This window comes from Pseudomonas sp. Marseille-QA0892 (assembly GCF_054950135.1).
The window spans coordinates 193,299-208,657 of the sequence record NZ_CM143104.1; the positions used below are offsets into that span (position 1 = coordinate 193,299).

At 61.5% G+C, this 15,359-nt stretch carries 11 protein-coding genes and 1 riboswitch; of the genes, 6 read left to right on the forward strand and 5 right to left on the reverse strand.

Annotated features, from left to right (window positions below; genetic code table 11):
• The first annotated feature begins 114 nt into the window (after window positions 1-114).
• Both ACY8D3_RS00885 and hldE read left to right on the forward strand, forming a co-directional pair.
• Window positions 115-1,632 carry a PIG-L deacetylase family protein gene (locus tag ACY8D3_RS00885; RefSeq protein WP_462381097.1) on the forward strand — a complete coding sequence of 506 codons (1,518 nt, stop codon included), beginning with the start codon at window positions 115-117 and terminating at the stop codon, window positions 1,630-1,632.
• Window positions 1,633-1,739: 107 nt separating this feature from the next.
• On the forward strand, window positions 1,740-3,164 hold the full coding sequence (gene hldE / locus ACY8D3_RS00890; RefSeq protein ID WP_462381098.1) for a bifunctional D-glycero-beta-D-manno-heptose-7-phosphate kinase/D-glycero-beta-D-manno-heptose 1-phosphate adenylyltransferase HldE: 1,425 nt from the start codon (window positions 1,740-1,742) through the stop codon (window positions 3,162-3,164).
• A gap of 50 nt (window positions 3,165-3,214) precedes the next feature.
• Here hldE and ACY8D3_RS00895 read toward each other — a convergent pair whose 3' ends face one another.
• The 4 genes from ACY8D3_RS00895 to ACY8D3_RS00910 all read right to left on the reverse strand — a co-directional run bounded on the left by ACY8D3_RS00895 (window position 3,215) and on the right by ACY8D3_RS00910 (window position 6,775).
• On the reverse strand, window positions 3,215-4,126 hold the full coding sequence (locus tag ACY8D3_RS00895; protein WP_462381099.1) for a metal ABC transporter ATPase: 912 nt from the start codon (window positions 4,124-4,126) through the stop codon (window positions 3,215-3,217).
• A 118-nt stretch (window positions 4,127-4,244) separates the two neighbouring features.
• Window positions 4,245-5,066 (reverse strand): aldo/keto reductase, encoded by an 822-nt coding sequence (locus ACY8D3_RS00900; RefSeq protein WP_462381100.1) that lies wholly within the window; start codon window positions 5,064-5,066, stop codon window positions 4,245-4,247.
• Window positions 5,063-6,235, reverse strand: coding sequence for an FAD-dependent oxidoreductase (locus tag ACY8D3_RS00905; protein ID WP_462381101.1), 1,173 nt, complete (start codon window positions 6,233-6,235; stop codon window positions 5,063-5,065). The genes ACY8D3_RS00900 and ACY8D3_RS00905 overlap by 4 nt, the downstream gene beginning before the upstream one ends.
• A 207-nt stretch (window positions 6,236-6,442) precedes the next feature.
• A complete protein-coding gene (locus tag ACY8D3_RS00910) occupies window positions 6,443-6,775 on the reverse strand; it encodes a DMT family transporter (RefSeq protein WP_462381102.1) in 333 nt (110 codons plus the stop codon).
• A gap of 85 nt (window positions 6,776-6,860) precedes the next feature.
• Here ACY8D3_RS00910 and ACY8D3_RS00915 point away from each other — a divergent pair, with 85 nt between their 5' ends.
• Window positions 6,861-7,745, forward strand: a complete 885-nt coding sequence (locus ACY8D3_RS00915; protein WP_462381103.1) for a LysR family transcriptional regulator — start codon at window positions 6,861-6,863, stop codon at window positions 7,743-7,745.
• Window positions 7,746-7,975: 230 nt separating this feature from the next.
• The gene (waaA, locus tag ACY8D3_RS00920) at window positions 7,976-9,244 is read left to right on the forward strand and encodes a lipid IV(A) 3-deoxy-D-manno-octulosonic acid transferase (RefSeq protein ID WP_462381104.1); all 1,269 of its coding nucleotides are present in this window, start codon (window positions 7,976-7,978) and stop codon (window positions 9,242-9,244) included.
• Between the two features lie 160 nt (window positions 9,245-9,404).
• Here the strand turns inward: waaA and ACY8D3_RS00925 are convergent, their stop codons facing one another.
• The gene (locus tag ACY8D3_RS00925; protein WP_462381105.1) at window positions 9,405-10,865 is read right to left on the reverse strand and encodes a TolC family outer membrane protein; all 1,461 of its coding nucleotides are present in this window, start codon (window positions 10,863-10,865) and stop codon (window positions 9,405-9,407) included.
• A 315-nt stretch (window positions 10,866-11,180) separates the two neighbouring features.
• A riboswitch (TPP riboswitch) is annotated at window positions 11,181-11,287 on the forward strand.
• 172 nt (window positions 11,288-11,459) lie between these two features.
• Between ACY8D3_RS00925 and thiC the strand changes: the two genes are divergently transcribed.
• The gene (gene thiC, locus ACY8D3_RS00930; RefSeq protein WP_462381106.1) at window positions 11,460-13,343 is read left to right on the forward strand and encodes a phosphomethylpyrimidine synthase ThiC; all 1,884 of its coding nucleotides are present in this window, start codon (window positions 11,460-11,462) and stop codon (window positions 13,341-13,343) included.
• Between the two features lie 432 nt (window positions 13,344-13,775).
• Window positions 13,776-15,059: a putative hydroxymethylpyrimidine transporter CytX gene (gene cytX / locus ACY8D3_RS00935; protein ID WP_462381107.1), complete on the forward strand. Its 1,284-nt coding sequence runs from the start codon at window positions 13,776-13,778 to the stop codon at window positions 15,057-15,059.
• Window positions 15,060-15,359 lie beyond the last annotated feature (300 nt).

A 15,359-nucleotide genomic window follows, 5' to 3' on the forward strand; every position in this document is an offset into this window, starting at 1 on the left:
AATCTGTACGTCGCCGCATCAATGTGGCTTGATTGGCATTGAAGACGTCTCTATACGTCAACTTTTGCATGGTCCTGCCGCTACCCCGTGCATGGCGCAATTAGCAGTCCTCCTATGGAATCCCGCAAGCAAACTCTTCTTAAGCGGCATCGCCGCAATAAACGTATAGGGCTGACTATAGCGGTCCTCATACTGGCGGCCTTTGTCGACCAGCGTGTCATTGATCTTGGGCCGCCCTGGATTGCGTTGGTCCTAGCGCTTTTATTCTGGATCATCCACGAGGCCTGGTTTGCCGACCATTTGTTCTATTCGCCACGTGACTCGTATCGCCACGACTTCCCAAAGGGAACGTGGGAGAGCGTGGCAACGCTTGGCAGTGATGGGCAGTTAACAGTTTCGGGCGAGATACCGCTACTGGCTGACACGCTGATCCTGGAGTGTGTCGTTAAGGCAACACCGCTTGGGCTCCTATTTGATCCCCGGGTACTGATTGAGACGGCGGGGATTCACGATCGCCAGGATTTTGAGCGACGAGTCTCCGGTCGACGGTATGTAAATCTATCAGGTCTTTCGGAAGCACTGCGCACCGGCCAACTGCGCGTGCGAGGCCGGTTCTGCAAGGTCGAGGTGAGCCGCGTCTTTGCGTTCAGTAATGCGGATTATGCCGATCGCCGCACCATGATCATCGCACCGCACGCAGACGATGCGGAGCTTGCTGCATTTGGGCTCTATAACCAGTGCGACGAGGCGACGATCGTCACGCTTACCCAAGGCGAGATCGAAGCGCGGCATTACGAGCGTCTCGGCCTGGACAAGGAACAGGCCGCGCGCCTGAAAGGGCGGCTGCGGACCTGGAACAGCCTGGCGGTCCCGCTTTGGGGCGGTGTACCCATGACGCGCTGCGTCCAGCTCGGTTATTTCTGCCTGCGCCTGCCGGCAATGCATGAGCAGCCGGATGTGCCGTTTGGCTCAAGGGAATCCGGTGAAGTCGATATCAGCGGCGCGCGCGTATTCAACGCGCTACGGCTGCCGGGTGACGCTGACTCGCAACCCACCTGGAACAATCTGGTGGCGGACCTGGTGGCACTGATCGAGCATTACCGTCCCCAAGTACTTGTGCTTCCGCATGTGCAGCTCGACCCTCACGCGGACCATGTCCACGCTGCCATGGCGCTGGAGGAAGCCATCGAACGCAGCACTTGGAAGCCCGAGACCCAGCTGTTGTACGCCAACCATTTGCACGATAACGATCGCTGGCCCATGGGCCCCGCCGATAACGGTACGGCGTTGCCGCCGGCCATCGAGCCGTTGCCTGCCTTGCCGATCTGGAGCCCGGTGCTGGACGCTGAAGCCCGACTCGACAAGGCCATGGCGCTCACCATGCAGCACGATCTCCAGGTCCCGCTGCCACTCAAGAAGCGGATTCGCCGAATCATTCAGGCGTTGGTCCTTGGACGGCGCTGGCCGATCACCGGCGAAGATGAGTTCTTCCGCAAGGCGGTGCGGCGTCATGAGTTGTTCTGGGTGCGCGATCTGCGCGCCGCTACAGGCGCAGCCCACCAGATCGAGGTTGGGCACGCCAGCGAGCCGCCGTCAGGCGTATCGATCGCTGCGCCTCAAACGGTTGTTTAAGATAAGCGTCAGCGTTCGTCGGCGCTGACAAGGGGGCGGTGGCAGAGGCTTTGCGTCGCCCACGGTGCTGTTATCATGCGCCCTTTTCGAATGCGCGGAGCCAGCCCATGAAATTGTCCATGCCTCGTTATGACCAGGCGTCCGTCCTGGTAGTCGGCGATGTCATGCTCGATCGGTATTGGCACGGCGATACCAATCGTCTTTCGCCCGAAGCGCCGGTCCCGGTGGTCAAGGTCGCGCAAATTGAAGACCGGCCAGGCGGTGCGGCAAACGTTGCGCTGAACGTTGCTGCGTTGGGCGCGCGCGTGACGCTCGTGGGCGTGACAGGCGTCGATGAGGCGGCTGAAAGTCTGAGAGCAAGCTTGGCTGCGGTGGGTGTAACAGCCCGTTTCCAGCAGCTCGAGACGCAGCCAACGATCGTCAAGCTGCGCGTGATGAGCCGCAACCAACAGCTGCTGCGCATGGATTTCGAAGAGCCGTTCGACACCGACCCTGAAGCGCTGGGCGATGATGTCAAATCGCTGCTCGACGGTGCGAAGGTGCTCGTGCTTTCGGACTACGGCAAAGGCGCGCTTCGCAATCACCAAGCGCTCATCCAGGCGGCCCGGGCGCGTCGTATTCCCGTTCTGGCAGACCCCAAAGGCAAGGATTTCTCCATCTACCGTGGCGCCAGCCTGATCACGCCGAACCTGAGCGAGTTCGAGGCAATCGTTGGCCACTGCGAGGACGAGGCGGAGCTGGTTGCACGTGGCGCTGCATTGATGGCCGACTTGGATCTGGGCGCCTTGCTCGTTACCCGGGGTGAGCATGGCATGACGCTCCTGCGCCCGCAGCATGCGCCCTTGCACCTGCCAGCACGTGCGCGTGAGGTGTTCGATGTGACCGGTGCAGGCGATACAGTGATTTCAACCCTGGCGGCGAGCCTTGCAGCAGGCGAAGAGTTGCCTCAAGCCGTTGCGTTGGCAAACCTGGCGGCGGGCATCGTGGTGGGCAAGCTCGGCACGGCTGCCATCAGCGCTCCTGAGTTGAGACGCGCCGTCCAGCGGGAGGAGGGCACCGAGCGCGGTGTACTCGGGCTTGAGCAGCTATTAGCAGCCGTTGAAGATGCGCGCGCCCATGGCGAGAAGATCGTATTCACCAATGGGTGTTTCGACATTCTCCATGCTGGCCATGTCACCTACCTCGAGCAGGCTGCAGCGCAAGGGGATCGCCTGGTGTTGGCCGTCAATGACGATGCATCCGTCAGCCGCCTCAAAGGGCCCGGCCGGCCGATCAATTCCGTTGAGCGGCGGATGGCCGTGTTGGCAGGGCTTAGCGCCGTGGATTGGGTTGTACCGTTCAGCGAAGACACGCCTGAGCGCCTGCTCAAGCAGGTCCAGCCGGATGTGCTGGTAAAAGGCGGCGACTACGGCATCGATCAGGTCGTAGGCGCCGATATCGTCCAAGCCTACGGCGGCGAAGTTCGCGTCCTTGGGTTGGTCGAGAACAGTTCGACGACCGCCATTGTCGAGAAAATCCGCAGTCGCGACTGAGCAGGCCTAGGGCGCCGGGTGGGTTTTCGCATCCACCGGCGCCCTGGTAACTAGCGTATACGCCGCTCTTGTCCTGATTCGATTCCTTCGGCCCGAATGCGGGCCATCCAGTCCTTCCAGCGTATGCGCTCATCATTCACGAGCCATCCGTCCTGCGGTGCGAAGCTCTCAGCCAGCAACAGGCCCCGCGTGCTGGCGGGTTGCAGTTGCCCCCCGCTGAGTGTGAAGAGCTCGTCGGTAGGTACGCCGTCGGCAAGCGGGATCAGGTAGAGGTCGGGCCGGGATTGGTCGAGACGCGCTACCAACTTGTCCCCCTCCAGTTTCTCATCGACGTGGAAGAGGCTTAGCGACTGGGCGCCCTTGGGTAATTCCATTCCGAGGTCGTAGACCAACTGCAATGAGGCGGTTGGCGTATGGACGTAAGCGGTCGGCCGCTCAAGTAAGGTCAGTGCCCCACAGCGAACCGGTCGTGAGGCACCTGACAAGGGGTTCAGCCTGAAGTGAAGATCTTCCCGGTACTCGAGCGAGCCTTCATAAGGCGCTGGGAGCCAGGTCTCGCCGAAGCGGCCTTGTAGCCAGCCCTCAGGGGTAGCGACCAGGCATTCCTCTGCGACTTCATGAATCGCGGTCATCAGGGGAAGGTTGAGTTCATGCGCCGGCACGTAGCCAGAGATGAGCTTGAGTACGACATCGCCGCGGTCCAGCCGGCGTTGGCGAACCAGAACCCAATAATCGCGATTTTGCCAGGTCAGCGTGAGGCGAACCGATACGCCCAGGTTGGCCAGTTCGACCGTGAACCGATTTGCGTCAGGGAGGGCAATGGGCGCTCGGCGTTCGAGCATTTCGGCGAAATTGAGAGCACGGCCTATGCTTTGGTAGGTCAGCCCGTCAGCGTTGGCCTCGACCATGAGGGGCAGCGTCTTGAACGCGCCGGGGTTCTTGCGAACGAGCATGCGCGGCATGGTAGCTCCTTGGTGTCGTGGCGCTCTTGCCTGTTCGACCTTCAGGAAGCGGTGGCGGTGCAGGGCCGTCGATCGCGCGACGGATGCGGCCGACGCGCGAAGCTGACGTCGTACAGGGCTAAGCAATATTGTCTTTGTGGCGAATCACGGCCGCGGCCGTCTGGACATTATGCGTCAGGTGCAGCGGGTTGATAGTGCCGACGATCGCGCTGGTAACACCCGCGTGGCCGAATACCAGCTCGAAGCTTGCCCGAACGGGATCGATGCCCGGCGACAGACAAGCATGCCCGCTGGCCAGTGCCTTCTTTACCAGAATCCCCTTGGAATATGACAGGGCGTGGTCAATGACAGGCCGTTCGTCCTGTTGCATCAGATTGTAGGTCACCATGGCGCAATCCCCTTGTTCCAGCGAGAGCAAGCCGCCTTGGACCGTCTTGCCCGAGAGGCCAAAGGCGCCGATCTTGCCTTCCTGCTTGAGCTGCTGCAGGGCTTCGTACACTTCGGCGTCACGAAGAATGGCCACGTCGTTACCATCCGAATGGACCAGCACCACCTCGATGCGATCGGTTCCCAACCGGCTCAGGCTGCGTTCGACTGAGCGGCGCGTGTGGTCGGCCGAGAAGTCGAAACGCGATTGCCCGGCTTCGAACTCTTCGCCCACCTTGCTGACGATGACCCAATCGTCGCGTTGACCTTTGAGGAGAGTCCCCAGTCGCTCTTCACTCTGACCATAGGCCGGCGCCGTATCGATGAGATTGATCCCCATGTCCCGCGCGATCGCCAAAAGCTGCCTCGCTTCACGATCGTCAGGAATGGAGAATCCGCTGGGGTACTTGACGCCTTGGTCGCGTCCCAGTTTCACGGTGCCCAGGCCTAGCGGTGAAACGACGAACCCGGATTGACCCAGCGGCCGTTCGAGGCCGTGCAGCGTCTTGATCATGGCATGTCCTCCCATGCCGGCCGCGCAATTTGGGGTTGCGGGAGGGGAGGCAGAGGGTCGAGTACGCCGGGGCGGATACCGTCTCGCTCCATTGCGGCCAGCACGCGATCCGAAAAGTCGGGCGCCAGTGCCAGCTTGGTGGGCCATCCAACGAGCAGCCGCTGTTGATCGGCAAGAAAGGCATTGTCGGGCCGTACAAGATTGGTTTGCGCGGGCTCGGCGCGGTCGATACGCAGCGTGGCCCAATGCGTCTGCGACTGATCGATCCAGGGCAAAAGATGAGCGACCTCTTTCTTCGCCGCCTCGATCTGTGCTTCGGGCGAGCGGGCGACGCCGTCGGATTCAGCCAAGTCGCCACCCAGATACCAGACCCACTGCCCGTCACGTGCCGGATGGCTCGTGATGGTGACGCGCGGCTTCGGGCCGCCGCCGAGGCAATGCGCGTACAACGGTTTGAGCGCGGGCCCCTTCGCCATGACCATGTGCAAGGGGCGTAGCTGCTGGGCTGGCTGCTCCAGCCCCAGCGAAGACAGCAGCTGCGCGTTACCTTGGCCAGCGCTGAGCACAATGCGCTGTGCGCGGATTTCAAAGTCGTCGGCAACCAGGCCGACGAGCGAGCCGGCTTCCATGAGTGGGGTAATCGTCTTCGCCGCGAGCAGTCCGCCCGCTGAAAGCTCCGCCAGGCGACCGATCAAGGTCGGTACGTCCAGAACCAGCTCGGACAGCCGGTAGACCTTGCCCTTGAAGCGAGGGTCTTGTAGGGCAGGCGGCAGATCCTTGCCTTTGACGGCGTCGACGCGACCCCGCACGGCCTTGCTGGCGAAGAAGCTGGTCAGATTGCCGGCCAGTGTGCCGGGTGACCATAGATAATGGGCATCGGAGAGGAGCCTGACGCCGGTCAAATCCAGCTCACCGGTGCCCGCGAGCGATTCACGCCAGCGACGGGGCATATCGGCAATCGCCTCCGATGCGCCGGTCAAGGCGCCATGGAGTGCATACTTGGCGCCACCGTGGATGATCCCTTGAGACTTGATGCTCTGGCCGCCGCCCAACGTACCGGTTTCGATCAGTATCGTCGCGAAGCCCGCGCGGCGCAGGCGTGCGCTGAGCCAGAGGCCGGCGACGCCGCCGCCGACGATGACAACATCGGTCGTGATGGATTGGGACATGAAAACGCCTCGAGCCAAATGTCACGGGAGTATACCGTGGACCATCGAGCCCCGGCCCGTGTGACGCTGGAGATGAGTTGGCCGCGGTATACAAGGTGCCGGCGGAGGCCCTCCGGGATTCCGCCCCACACGAGACTGCCTGTAGGGTGGATTAGCCGCAGGCGTAATCCACCGTTCACCTCGTTGCTGGAATAGTCTGCATAAGGGCTAGTGCCCTGTCGTCTTGGAGAACAGTTGAATCACGACCACTCCAGCAATGATCAACAGCATCCCCAACGCGGCCGGAAGGTCGGGTTGTTGCTGGTACACCATGGCCGCCACGATCGTCACCAGCACGATTCCAAGGCCCGCCCAAATCGCGTAAGCAATACCCACCGGTATCACCTTCACGACCATCGACAGCAATACGAAGGAAAGGCCGTAACCTGCGACGACGAGCAGCAGTGGCAGGGGCTTGCTCAGCCCTTGGACAGCCTTAAGCGAAGTGGTCGCAATCACCTCCGCGCAGATCGCAATGGCCAGCAGAACGTAAACGGGCATGTCGCGCCTCCTGAATCAATCGCGGCATTTTGCGAAGCACCCATTCCAACTTAAAGTTGAAACCTATCGCTTTTGGAGATAGGTCATGCGCTGGAATCTGGATCAGCTTGAAGCGTTCGTTGCCGTACACGAGCACCGTTCGTTCTCTGCCGCCGCTCGCAAGCTTGGCCGCGCGCAGTCCGCGGTCAGCCAAGCTGTCGCGCTTCTCGAAGAGGATCTCGCTCTGCGCCTTTTCGATCGCAGTGGGGGACGGACGCCAAGGCTGACAGAGGCGGGGCGGTCCCTAATGGCTGAGGCTCGAACGGTTCTCCAGCAATGCGACCGGCTACAGGGACGGGCGGACGGTCTGGTGCGGGGGGAGGAAGCTGTGTTGCGCCTGGCCCAGGATGAGGCCATGCCATACCAGCCCGTCATCGCCAGCCTCGAGTCGCTACAACACGCATTCCCTGACGTCGAAGTGCACCTCACCAGCGGCGCGCAAGGCGATGTTGCACGCAAGCTGATTGAGCGCCGGGCAGACATGGGGCTGTTGTTCAACCACGGGGACATGCCCGATACGCTCGAGCGGCGTCGACTTGGCACGATCGAAATGGTCACCGTTTGCCATGTCGACCATCCGCTGGCCACTGTCGCAGAACCGAACAGGAGGACCCTCTCATCGCATCGCCAGTTGCTCATGACACCGGGCGATGTTCGCTATGCCGGCGACGAGCAGATCAGCCCTCGCACCTGGCGAACCGACAGTTTCTACACCATGGCCGAACTGCTCATGCGGGGTATCGGTTGGGCGTGGCTGCCGCGTCATGTAGCTCAGTACCCGACCTATCTCGGTCACCTGATCGAGTTGCAGACCGACTGGACCCCACCGTCGCTCGTCGTTGAACTCGTTCACCGTCGCGACGAGATTCCGGGGCCCGCAACACAGCACCTGAGCGAGGCATTGTCGAACTGTCTTCGCGTCATTGGATGACGTGCCATGATCGAGTAGGCGGCGCTCATTGTCCTGTTCGATCTTGGACCGTTCGTAGGTGGATTAGCCGCAGGCGTAATCCTCCGTTCACCTCGCACTGAGGCTTTCAATCCTCGGTGGGCACACTGACCTTGCCCCGAACCCGGCCTCGCCCTGATCGGTGCTGACCAAGGCATGGCATTCCCTGATTGCGGTTACACTTCGGGCCTACTCTTTGTATTTGATAGTCCATGAATCGCTTTATCTACAGCTGCCTCCTCCATATCGCCGTTCCGTTCATTCTTGTTCGCCTATTCCTGCGGTCTCGGAAGGCGCCCGCGTATGCCGAACGAATAGGCGAACGCTTTTCGCTGACCCTGCCAACCGTTCGATCAGGCGGCATCTGGGTCCATGCGGTATCGGTTGGAGAGAGCATTGCGGCGGCGCCGATGGTACGTGCGCTGCAGGCGCGCTACCCCGAGCTGCCGATCACGATCACCTGCATGACACCGACGGGATCCGAACGCATCCGTGCGCTCTTCGGTGATTCGGTCCACCACACCTATCTCCCCTATGATTTGCCATGCGCCGCCAAGCGGTTTCTCGACCGCGTGCAGCCACGCGTCGGGATCATCATGGAAACCGAACTCTGGCCCAACCATATCCATCAGGCGGCGCGCCGAGGCATTCCGATGGTGCTGGCGAACGCTCGCTTATCTGAACGTTCGGCGCGCGGGTACCAACGGTTTTCGCGGCTTACCGCACCGATGCTGGCGGAGCTGGATCTGATCGCGGCGCAGACCGAGCCAGAAGCTCGCCGTTTCCTCGCGCTGGGCGCGCGTGAGGAGGCTGTTCAGGTCACGGGCTCCATCAAGTTCGACTTGTCCATTGATCCCGAGCTGCCCGGTCGTGCGCGTGAGCTGCGTGCGTCCTGGGGCGCGAGTGAGCGCCCTGTCTGGATCGCAGCCAGTACCCATGCGGGTGAGGATGAGATCGTGCTGGCGGCGCATCGTCTTTTGCTCGCGCACAGGCCTGATGCCTTGCTGATCCTCGTGCCGCGGCATCCAGAGCGGTTCAAGACGGTCTATGCGCTCTGCCAGGGTCAGGACTTCATTACGGAACGCCGCTCAACCGGCACGCCCGTCCCCGCGGGTACATCCGTATTGCTCGGCGACACGATGGGCGAACTGCTTTTCATGTTCGGGTTAGCCGACTGCGCGTTCGTGGGCGGAAGCCTCGTGCCCAATGGCGGGCATAACCTTCTGGAGCCCGCCGCGCTCGGGAAGCCGGTGCTGTCCGGGCCGCATCTGTTCAACTTCCTGGACATCAGCGACCAGATGAAGCAGGCAGGGGCACTTGAGATCACCGAAGACGCCGACGCGCTGGCCGATGCTGTCCAGCGCCTTTGGAGCGACAGCGCACTCGCGGAAGAGCGGCGTGAGGCAGGACTTGAGGTGTTACGCGCCAATCAGGGCGCCCTGGGCCGGCTGATCGATGGGGTTGCGAAGCGGTTGGAGTGATTTGGCATGTGCCTGCGCCGCTGGATGCTTCATGCCATCGGCGCGTGGAAAAGGCAGCCCCATTTTCCACCCTACCCGGTTTGTGGTGAGCGCCAGCCTGCCTCCCTGTCACGCGCCGGGTCTTTTCCAACACCCGGCGCTCGCTCTCGGCGCGTATCTCTTATTGCCGGTCCGCCCGGATATGCTGCTGGGCCTCGTCGCTCAGCCCTTTGGGCACGAAGTCCCGATCCGGGTTGTAGTCCGGCATGAGATAAGCGGCCAGCGCTTGCAGGTCATCGGGGCTTAGGGTTCCGGCAGCCTGCTTGAGTCTCAGGTTGTCCAGAATGTAGTCATAGCGTGCATTGTTGTAGTCGCGCACGGCGCTGTAGAGCTGCCGTTGGGCGTCGAGCACGTCGATAATGTTTCGAGTGCCGACCTGATAGCCGATTTCAGTGGCCTCCAGCGCGCTCTGGCTGGAGACGATTGTCTGCCGACGCGCCTGCACCTGGCTCACGTCGGTGTTTACCGCCCGATGCAGATTCCGCGTGTTCTCGACAACCTGACGCCGAAGGCTTTCACGCTGCTGCTCGCTCTGGTCGAGCAGTTGGTACGCCTCGCGGGTTTGCGAGCTGGTCAAGCCGCCACTGTAAATAGGCACCGTCAGGCGCAGGCCTATGCTGGTCTGCTCAGCGTCGCCATTGTATCGAGGCACGTTGAACCCACCGAGGTTCTGGCCATTCAGCGCGCTATTGCTCTGGCCGAGCGCATCGTTGTCGCCGCGTTCATAGGACGCGACGGCATCCAGCGTAGGCGCATGGCCTGATCGACGCTGGCGCAGTGTCTCCTCCGCCGCGGTCACGGCAAAATTGGTCGCCTGTAGATTGATGTTCTGGCGCGCCGCGGTCTGTACCCATTCGGTTGCGTCGTTTGGCACCGGCGCAAGGATCGGCAGCTCATGGCTGATGCCTTCGACGCTGTTGTAGGAGCGGTTCGTCAGGGTCGCCAGCGCCTGAAACGCGTCGTCCACACGGCGCTCGGCAAGCAGTCTGTTTGCGCGCGCGTTGTCGTAGGCAGCCTGTGCCTGCAGCGTGTCGGTGCGGTCGGACAGGCCGACGTTGAAGCGTTCGCTCGCCTGATCGAACTGGCGCTGGAAGGCCGATTCCTCCGCCTTGGTCGCGGCGAGGTTGTCCTGTGCCTGCAACACGGCAAAGTAGGCTTCTGCACTTTGCAGGATGATGTTCTGTTCCGACGCGGACAGCTGCAGCGCGGCCTGCTCGCTGGTCGCCTGTGCGGCCTGAAGCTGGAACCAGCGATCGGCCCGGAACAGCGGCTGACTCAGTTGCGCCTGATAGGAGTGTGCGCTTCTGTCTATACGTTGGCGGCCCGCGGTCGTGTCGATCTCCGTCCGGGTATCGCCCACATAGGCGCTGCCGCTGAGATTGGGCAGCAGGCCGGCGCGGGCCTGGGGGACCAGTTCCTGCCGAGCGCGGAATTGTGCGCGGGCGGCAGCCAGGTCCGCGTTGTTGTTCGCGGCTTCCTGATAGATGGAGACGAGATCGGTCCGGACAGAAGCCGGCGGCGTTTGCGCCCAGGCCATCCCGGCCGAGGCCATGGCAATGGCCATGGAGAGGCTACGCAACATAGTGAGTCCTGGATACAGAGTAATCAGTGGAATCGAGACAGCCGCCAAGGATGGACCCCGCGCTTAGTAGAGCAAAGACCCATTTCGCGGACAATGCGTTGCGCACCCGCGTAAATATTTGTCTGAACCGCTTTGGGTCTATTAAATCACCAAATCTTGGCGCTCTCGTAGGGCGGGTGAAACCTGCGCGATCCCGGCCCCTGGCTGACCCGAAATAACGCGGGCTGCACTTGGTCTACTGCATAACAGCCACACTCGCTCGACCTCCGATCGCGACGCCCCTTGGTGTTCAACAGCGATGTGTATAGACTGGCCGCGTTCTTGTCGGGGTGCCTCGAAGTGGAGGCTGAGATCGGAAAATTCCGGATCCCGTTGAACCTGATCAGGTTAAGGCCTGCGTAGGGAACAAGAGGTATCCGCCCTGGCGGAATTCCCCGCACCGCATCCGTGGTGCACCCGCGCCTTGGCCATCCGATCGTGCCGGGGCTCGTCTTCGTCACCTCTGGATGGTTCGGGCGTCGCATCGGCGATGTGTTCCGCCGATTTAGGGTGCCCAATCAGGTTCGCTCCGACATTCACCCAGGAGTCGAGCCGATGAGCGTCAAACAACAACAGAACCTGAGCGAATCCGCGCAGGTCGACCAGCAGTCGATCCAGCCTTTCCCGCGTTCCCAGAAAATCTACGTTCAGGGCAGCCGCCCGGACATCCGCGTCCCCATGCGTGAAATCAGCCTGGACGTGACCCCAACGGCATTCGGCGGCGAGATCAACGCGCCGGTCACGGTCTACGACACATCCGGCCCCTATACCGATCCGGCCATTCAAATCGACGTCCGCAAGGGCCTCGCGGACATTCGCACACCCTGGATCGCCGACCGTGGAGACACGGAAATCCTGGCAGGGCTGACCTCCCGCTTCGGCCAGGAACGCCTGGCCGATGCCGAACTCGCAAAGATGCGCTTCGCTCATGTGCGCAACCCGCGCCGCGCGAAGGCAGGCAAGAATGTCAGCCAGATGCACTACGCCAAGCAAGGCATCATCACGCCCGAAATGGAGTTCGTCGCGATTCGCGAAAACATGAAACTCGCCGAATTGCGTGAGGCAGGGCTGCTCCAGGAGCAGCATGCCGGCCAAAGCTTCGGTGCGAACATTCCAAAAGAGATAACCCCCGAATTCGTTCGCAGCGAAGTCGCACGCGGTCGCGCGATTATCCCGGCCAACATCAACCACACGGAGCTTGAGCCGATGATCATCGGCCGCAACTTCTTGGTGAAGATCAACGGCAACATTGGCAACTCTGCGTTGGGCTCCAGCATCGAGGAAGAAGTCGCCAAGCTCACCTGGGGTATCCGCTGGGGCTCGGATACGGTCATGGACCTGTCCACCGGCAAGCACATCCACGAGACCCGCGAGTGGATCATCCGCAACTCGCCCGTTCCCATCGGCACTGTGCCAATTTATCAGGCATTGGAGAAAGTCGGCGGCGTTGCCGAAGACCTCACCTGGGACCTGTTCCGCGACACCCTGATCGAGCAGGCGGAGCAGGGTGTGGACTATTTCACGATCCACGCTGGGGTGTTGCTGCGCTATGTGCCGCTGACCGCCAAGCGTGTCACCGGGATCGTCTCACGCGGCGGCTCCATCATGGCCAAGTGGTGCCTGGCGCATCACCAGGAGAACTTCCTCTACACGCATTTCGACGAGATCTGCGAAATCATGAAGGCTTACGACGTCAGCTTCTCGCTGGGCGACGGCCTGCGCCCTGGCTCGATCGCCGATGCCAACGACGCGGCCCAATTTGGCGAGCTCGAAACGCTCGGCGAACTGACCAAGATCGCCTGGAAGCATGACGTGCAGTGCATGATCGAAGGCCCCGGCCACGTGCCGATGCAGATGATCAAGGAGAACATGGACAAGCAGCTGGAGTGCTGCGATGAGGCGCCGTTCTATACCCTGGGCCCGCTGACCACCGACATCGCACCGGGCTACGACCACATCACCAGTGGCATCGGTGCCGCCATGATCGGCTGGTTCGGTTGCGCCATGCTCTGCTACGTCACGCCCAAGGAGCACCTGGGCTTGCCGAACAAGGACGACGTCAAGACCGGCATCATCACCTACAAGATCGCAGCCCACGCGGCGGACCTTGCCAAGGGGCATCCGGGCGCTCAGATTCGTGATAACGCCTTGTCAAAGGCGCGCTTCGAATTCCGCTGGGAAGACCAGTTCAACCTCGGCCTGGATCCGGATACCGCTCGTAGCTTCCATGACGAGACCCTGCCGAAAGAGTCCGCCAAGGTGGCCCACTTCTGCTCCATGTGCGGCCCGAAATTCTGCTCGATGAAAATCACCCAGGAAGTGCGCGACTACGCCAAGGAAAACGGCCTGACCGACGAGCAGAAGGCCATCGAGGCCGGTTTCGCCGAACAGGCCGAGCGGTTCAAAGGGGAAGGCGGAGTGATTTATAAGCAGGTGTGAGTACGCGGCCTGAACATTGGGCGTTAGATGCTCGGTGTACAGCTGAGCGTTTTGCCCATCGTGATGCTTGCATGCTTGGCAGTGCGTCACGCCGCGCTGCCGCTAGGTAGGGGGGGTTAGGCGCTGCTGCGTAAGCGAGCAACGCGAGATGTCGAGGCGCCGTAATCCTCCGGCGGTTATCTAGGGCGAACTAGAGGGTCGGAGCCTGTCGGGACTCCACCCTTCCGGCTGAATCCGTAAAGCGGTTAACCCACGTTCTTGCGTGTTCATTGTTTGTGAGGGAGTAAGGCGAGGGCGCGCTTGGCACGGTCCCGTTGAAACAGACCCACATTGATTGATCCTTTTTTCCAACCAGGTTTTCAGCTCTTCAACCGTAGCATGCGGTGTGTGCGGGCTTAGAACACTTCCGAATGTATTAATCGAGACCAACACATGGCTCTACCAGCAAGCCGCTATGCCCCTGGCATTCCCGTTCCGCTTGATCAGCGCCATTTCGACGGGCGTGACTTGTTCACCCTATGGTTTTCACTGGGCATTGGCCTCATGGTGCTTCAGCTCGGCGCCTTGTTGGCACCTGGGCTTGGCATGTCAGGCGCGATAGGCGCCATCCTGCTGGGGACCATCGTCGGCGTGCTGTTGTTGGGCGGTGTCGCGGTGATAGGTACCGATACGGGTCTTTCGTCCATGTCGGCACTCAAGCTCACCCTCGGATCGAAGGGTGCTGCATTGCCTGCCTTACTGAACCTCATTCAACTCATTGGCTGGGGCTCTTTCGAAATAATCGTAATGCGCGACGCCGCGTCGCTACTGGCCGGGCGGGCATTTGGGGATGCCACGTTCTGGGCATCGCCGGCGCTCTGGACCCTTCTGTTCGGCATGCTTGCGACATTGCTGGCGATCACCGGGCCATTGACGTTCGTCAGGCGAATCCTGCGGCGCTGGGGAATCTGGCTGCTATTGGGGGCCTGCGCCTGGCTCACCTGGAATCTCTTCCAAACGGTCGACATGGCAGCGCTTTGGGCCATTAGGGGTGACGCCTCGATGCCATTTGCCCTGGGGTTCGACATTGCCATCGCCATGCCGCTGTCCTGGCTGCCGCTGATCGCTGATTATTCGCGCTATGGGCGGTCGGCACGCCGGGTGTTTGGTGGCACGGTCCTGGGCTTTTTCTGCGGCAACGTTTGGTTGATGAGCCTGGGTGTCGCTTATACGCTGGCGTTTGCAACCGGCAATGATGCGAACACGCTACTGCTTGCCTTGGCAGGGGCCGGTCTAGGCATTCCGCTATTGCTGATTTTGCTGGACGAATCGGAAAACGCCTTCGCAGATATCCACTCTGCGGCGGTTTCAACCGGCACTTTCACCGGCCTTAAGGTGGAGCATTTGGCGCTGGCGATCGGTGCGCTGTGCACGACCATTGCGCTCCTTGCCCCGTTGGCTGAATACCAGAACTTTCTTCTTTTGATTGGCTCGGTATTCGCGCCGTTGTTCGGCGTCGTCCTAGTCGATCATTTTGTGTTGCGCGGTCGTGATGCGAGCCGTGCGCCACGCGTGGCCCTACGGCTAGCGAGCCTTGCTGCTTGGTGTGTTGGGGTAGTGGTCTTTCACACCCTGGTGGTGTTCGCACCGGAGATCGGCGCAAGCCTGCCCGCGCTTGTAGTGGCAGGGGCCTGCCAGTGGCTGCTGGCGCGCCTGCAACAGCGTTCCGTTTCGTAGTGGGGGGAGGCGCGCTTGTGCATGGCGGTCGTACGAAATGTATAGCGCAGTAGCCCACCAGCGTGTCCAGGACGAGTGAACGGTGGAAGCCCTTCGGGATTCCACCCTACGCGGTACGCGTGCATACGCCGAGCAGAGTAGGGTGCGTGAGGCGTGGCGCGCTCGATGGATAAAACGCCGATGCAACGGCGCCGTAACGCACTGGCGGTTGATCAAGGCGAGGCAGGCATTAGAAGTATTTTGGTCTCGCCACGCCGACGGCAGCGTAGGGTGCGTTAGGCGTGGCGCGGTCGATGAATA

What these genes read in the sequence shown, in the direction of transcription:
- ACY8D3_RS00885 (WP_462381097.1), top strand. Translation starts at nt 115, where the DNA reads ATGGAATCCCGCAAGCAAACTCTTCTTAAGCGGCATCGCCGCAATAAA.
- hldE (WP_462381098.1), top strand. Translation starts at nt 1,740, where the DNA reads ATGAAATTGTCCATGCCTCGTTATGACCAGGCGTCCGTCCTGGTAGTC.
- ACY8D3_RS00895 (WP_462381099.1), bottom strand. Translation starts at nt 4,126, where the DNA reads ATGCCGCGCATGCTCGTTCGCAAGAACCCCGGCGCGTTCAAGACGCTG.
- ACY8D3_RS00900 (WP_462381100.1), bottom strand. Translation starts at nt 5,066, where the DNA reads ATGATCAAGACGCTGCACGGCCTCGAACGGCCGCTGGGTCAATCCGGG.
- ACY8D3_RS00905 (WP_462381101.1), bottom strand. Translation starts at nt 6,235, where the DNA reads ATGTCCCAATCCATCACGACCGATGTTGTCATCGTCGGCGGCGGCGTC.
- ACY8D3_RS00910 (WP_462381102.1), bottom strand. Translation starts at nt 6,775, where the DNA reads ATGCCCGTTTACGTTCTGCTGGCCATTGCGATCTGCGCGGAGGTGATT.
- ACY8D3_RS00915 (WP_462381103.1), top strand. Translation starts at nt 6,861, where the DNA reads ATGCGCTGGAATCTGGATCAGCTTGAAGCGTTCGTTGCCGTACACGAG.
- waaA (WP_462381104.1), top strand. Translation starts at nt 7,976, where the DNA reads ATGAATCGCTTTATCTACAGCTGCCTCCTCCATATCGCCGTTCCGTTC.
- ACY8D3_RS00925 (WP_462381105.1), bottom strand. Translation starts at nt 10,865, where the DNA reads ATGTTGCGTAGCCTCTCCATGGCCATTGCCATGGCCTCGGCCGGGATG.
- thiC (WP_462381106.1), top strand. Translation starts at nt 11,460, where the DNA reads ATGAGCGTCAAACAACAACAGAACCTGAGCGAATCCGCGCAGGTCGAC.
- cytX (WP_462381107.1), top strand. Translation starts at nt 13,776, where the DNA reads ATGGCTCTACCAGCAAGCCGCTATGCCCCTGGCATTCCCGTTCCGCTT.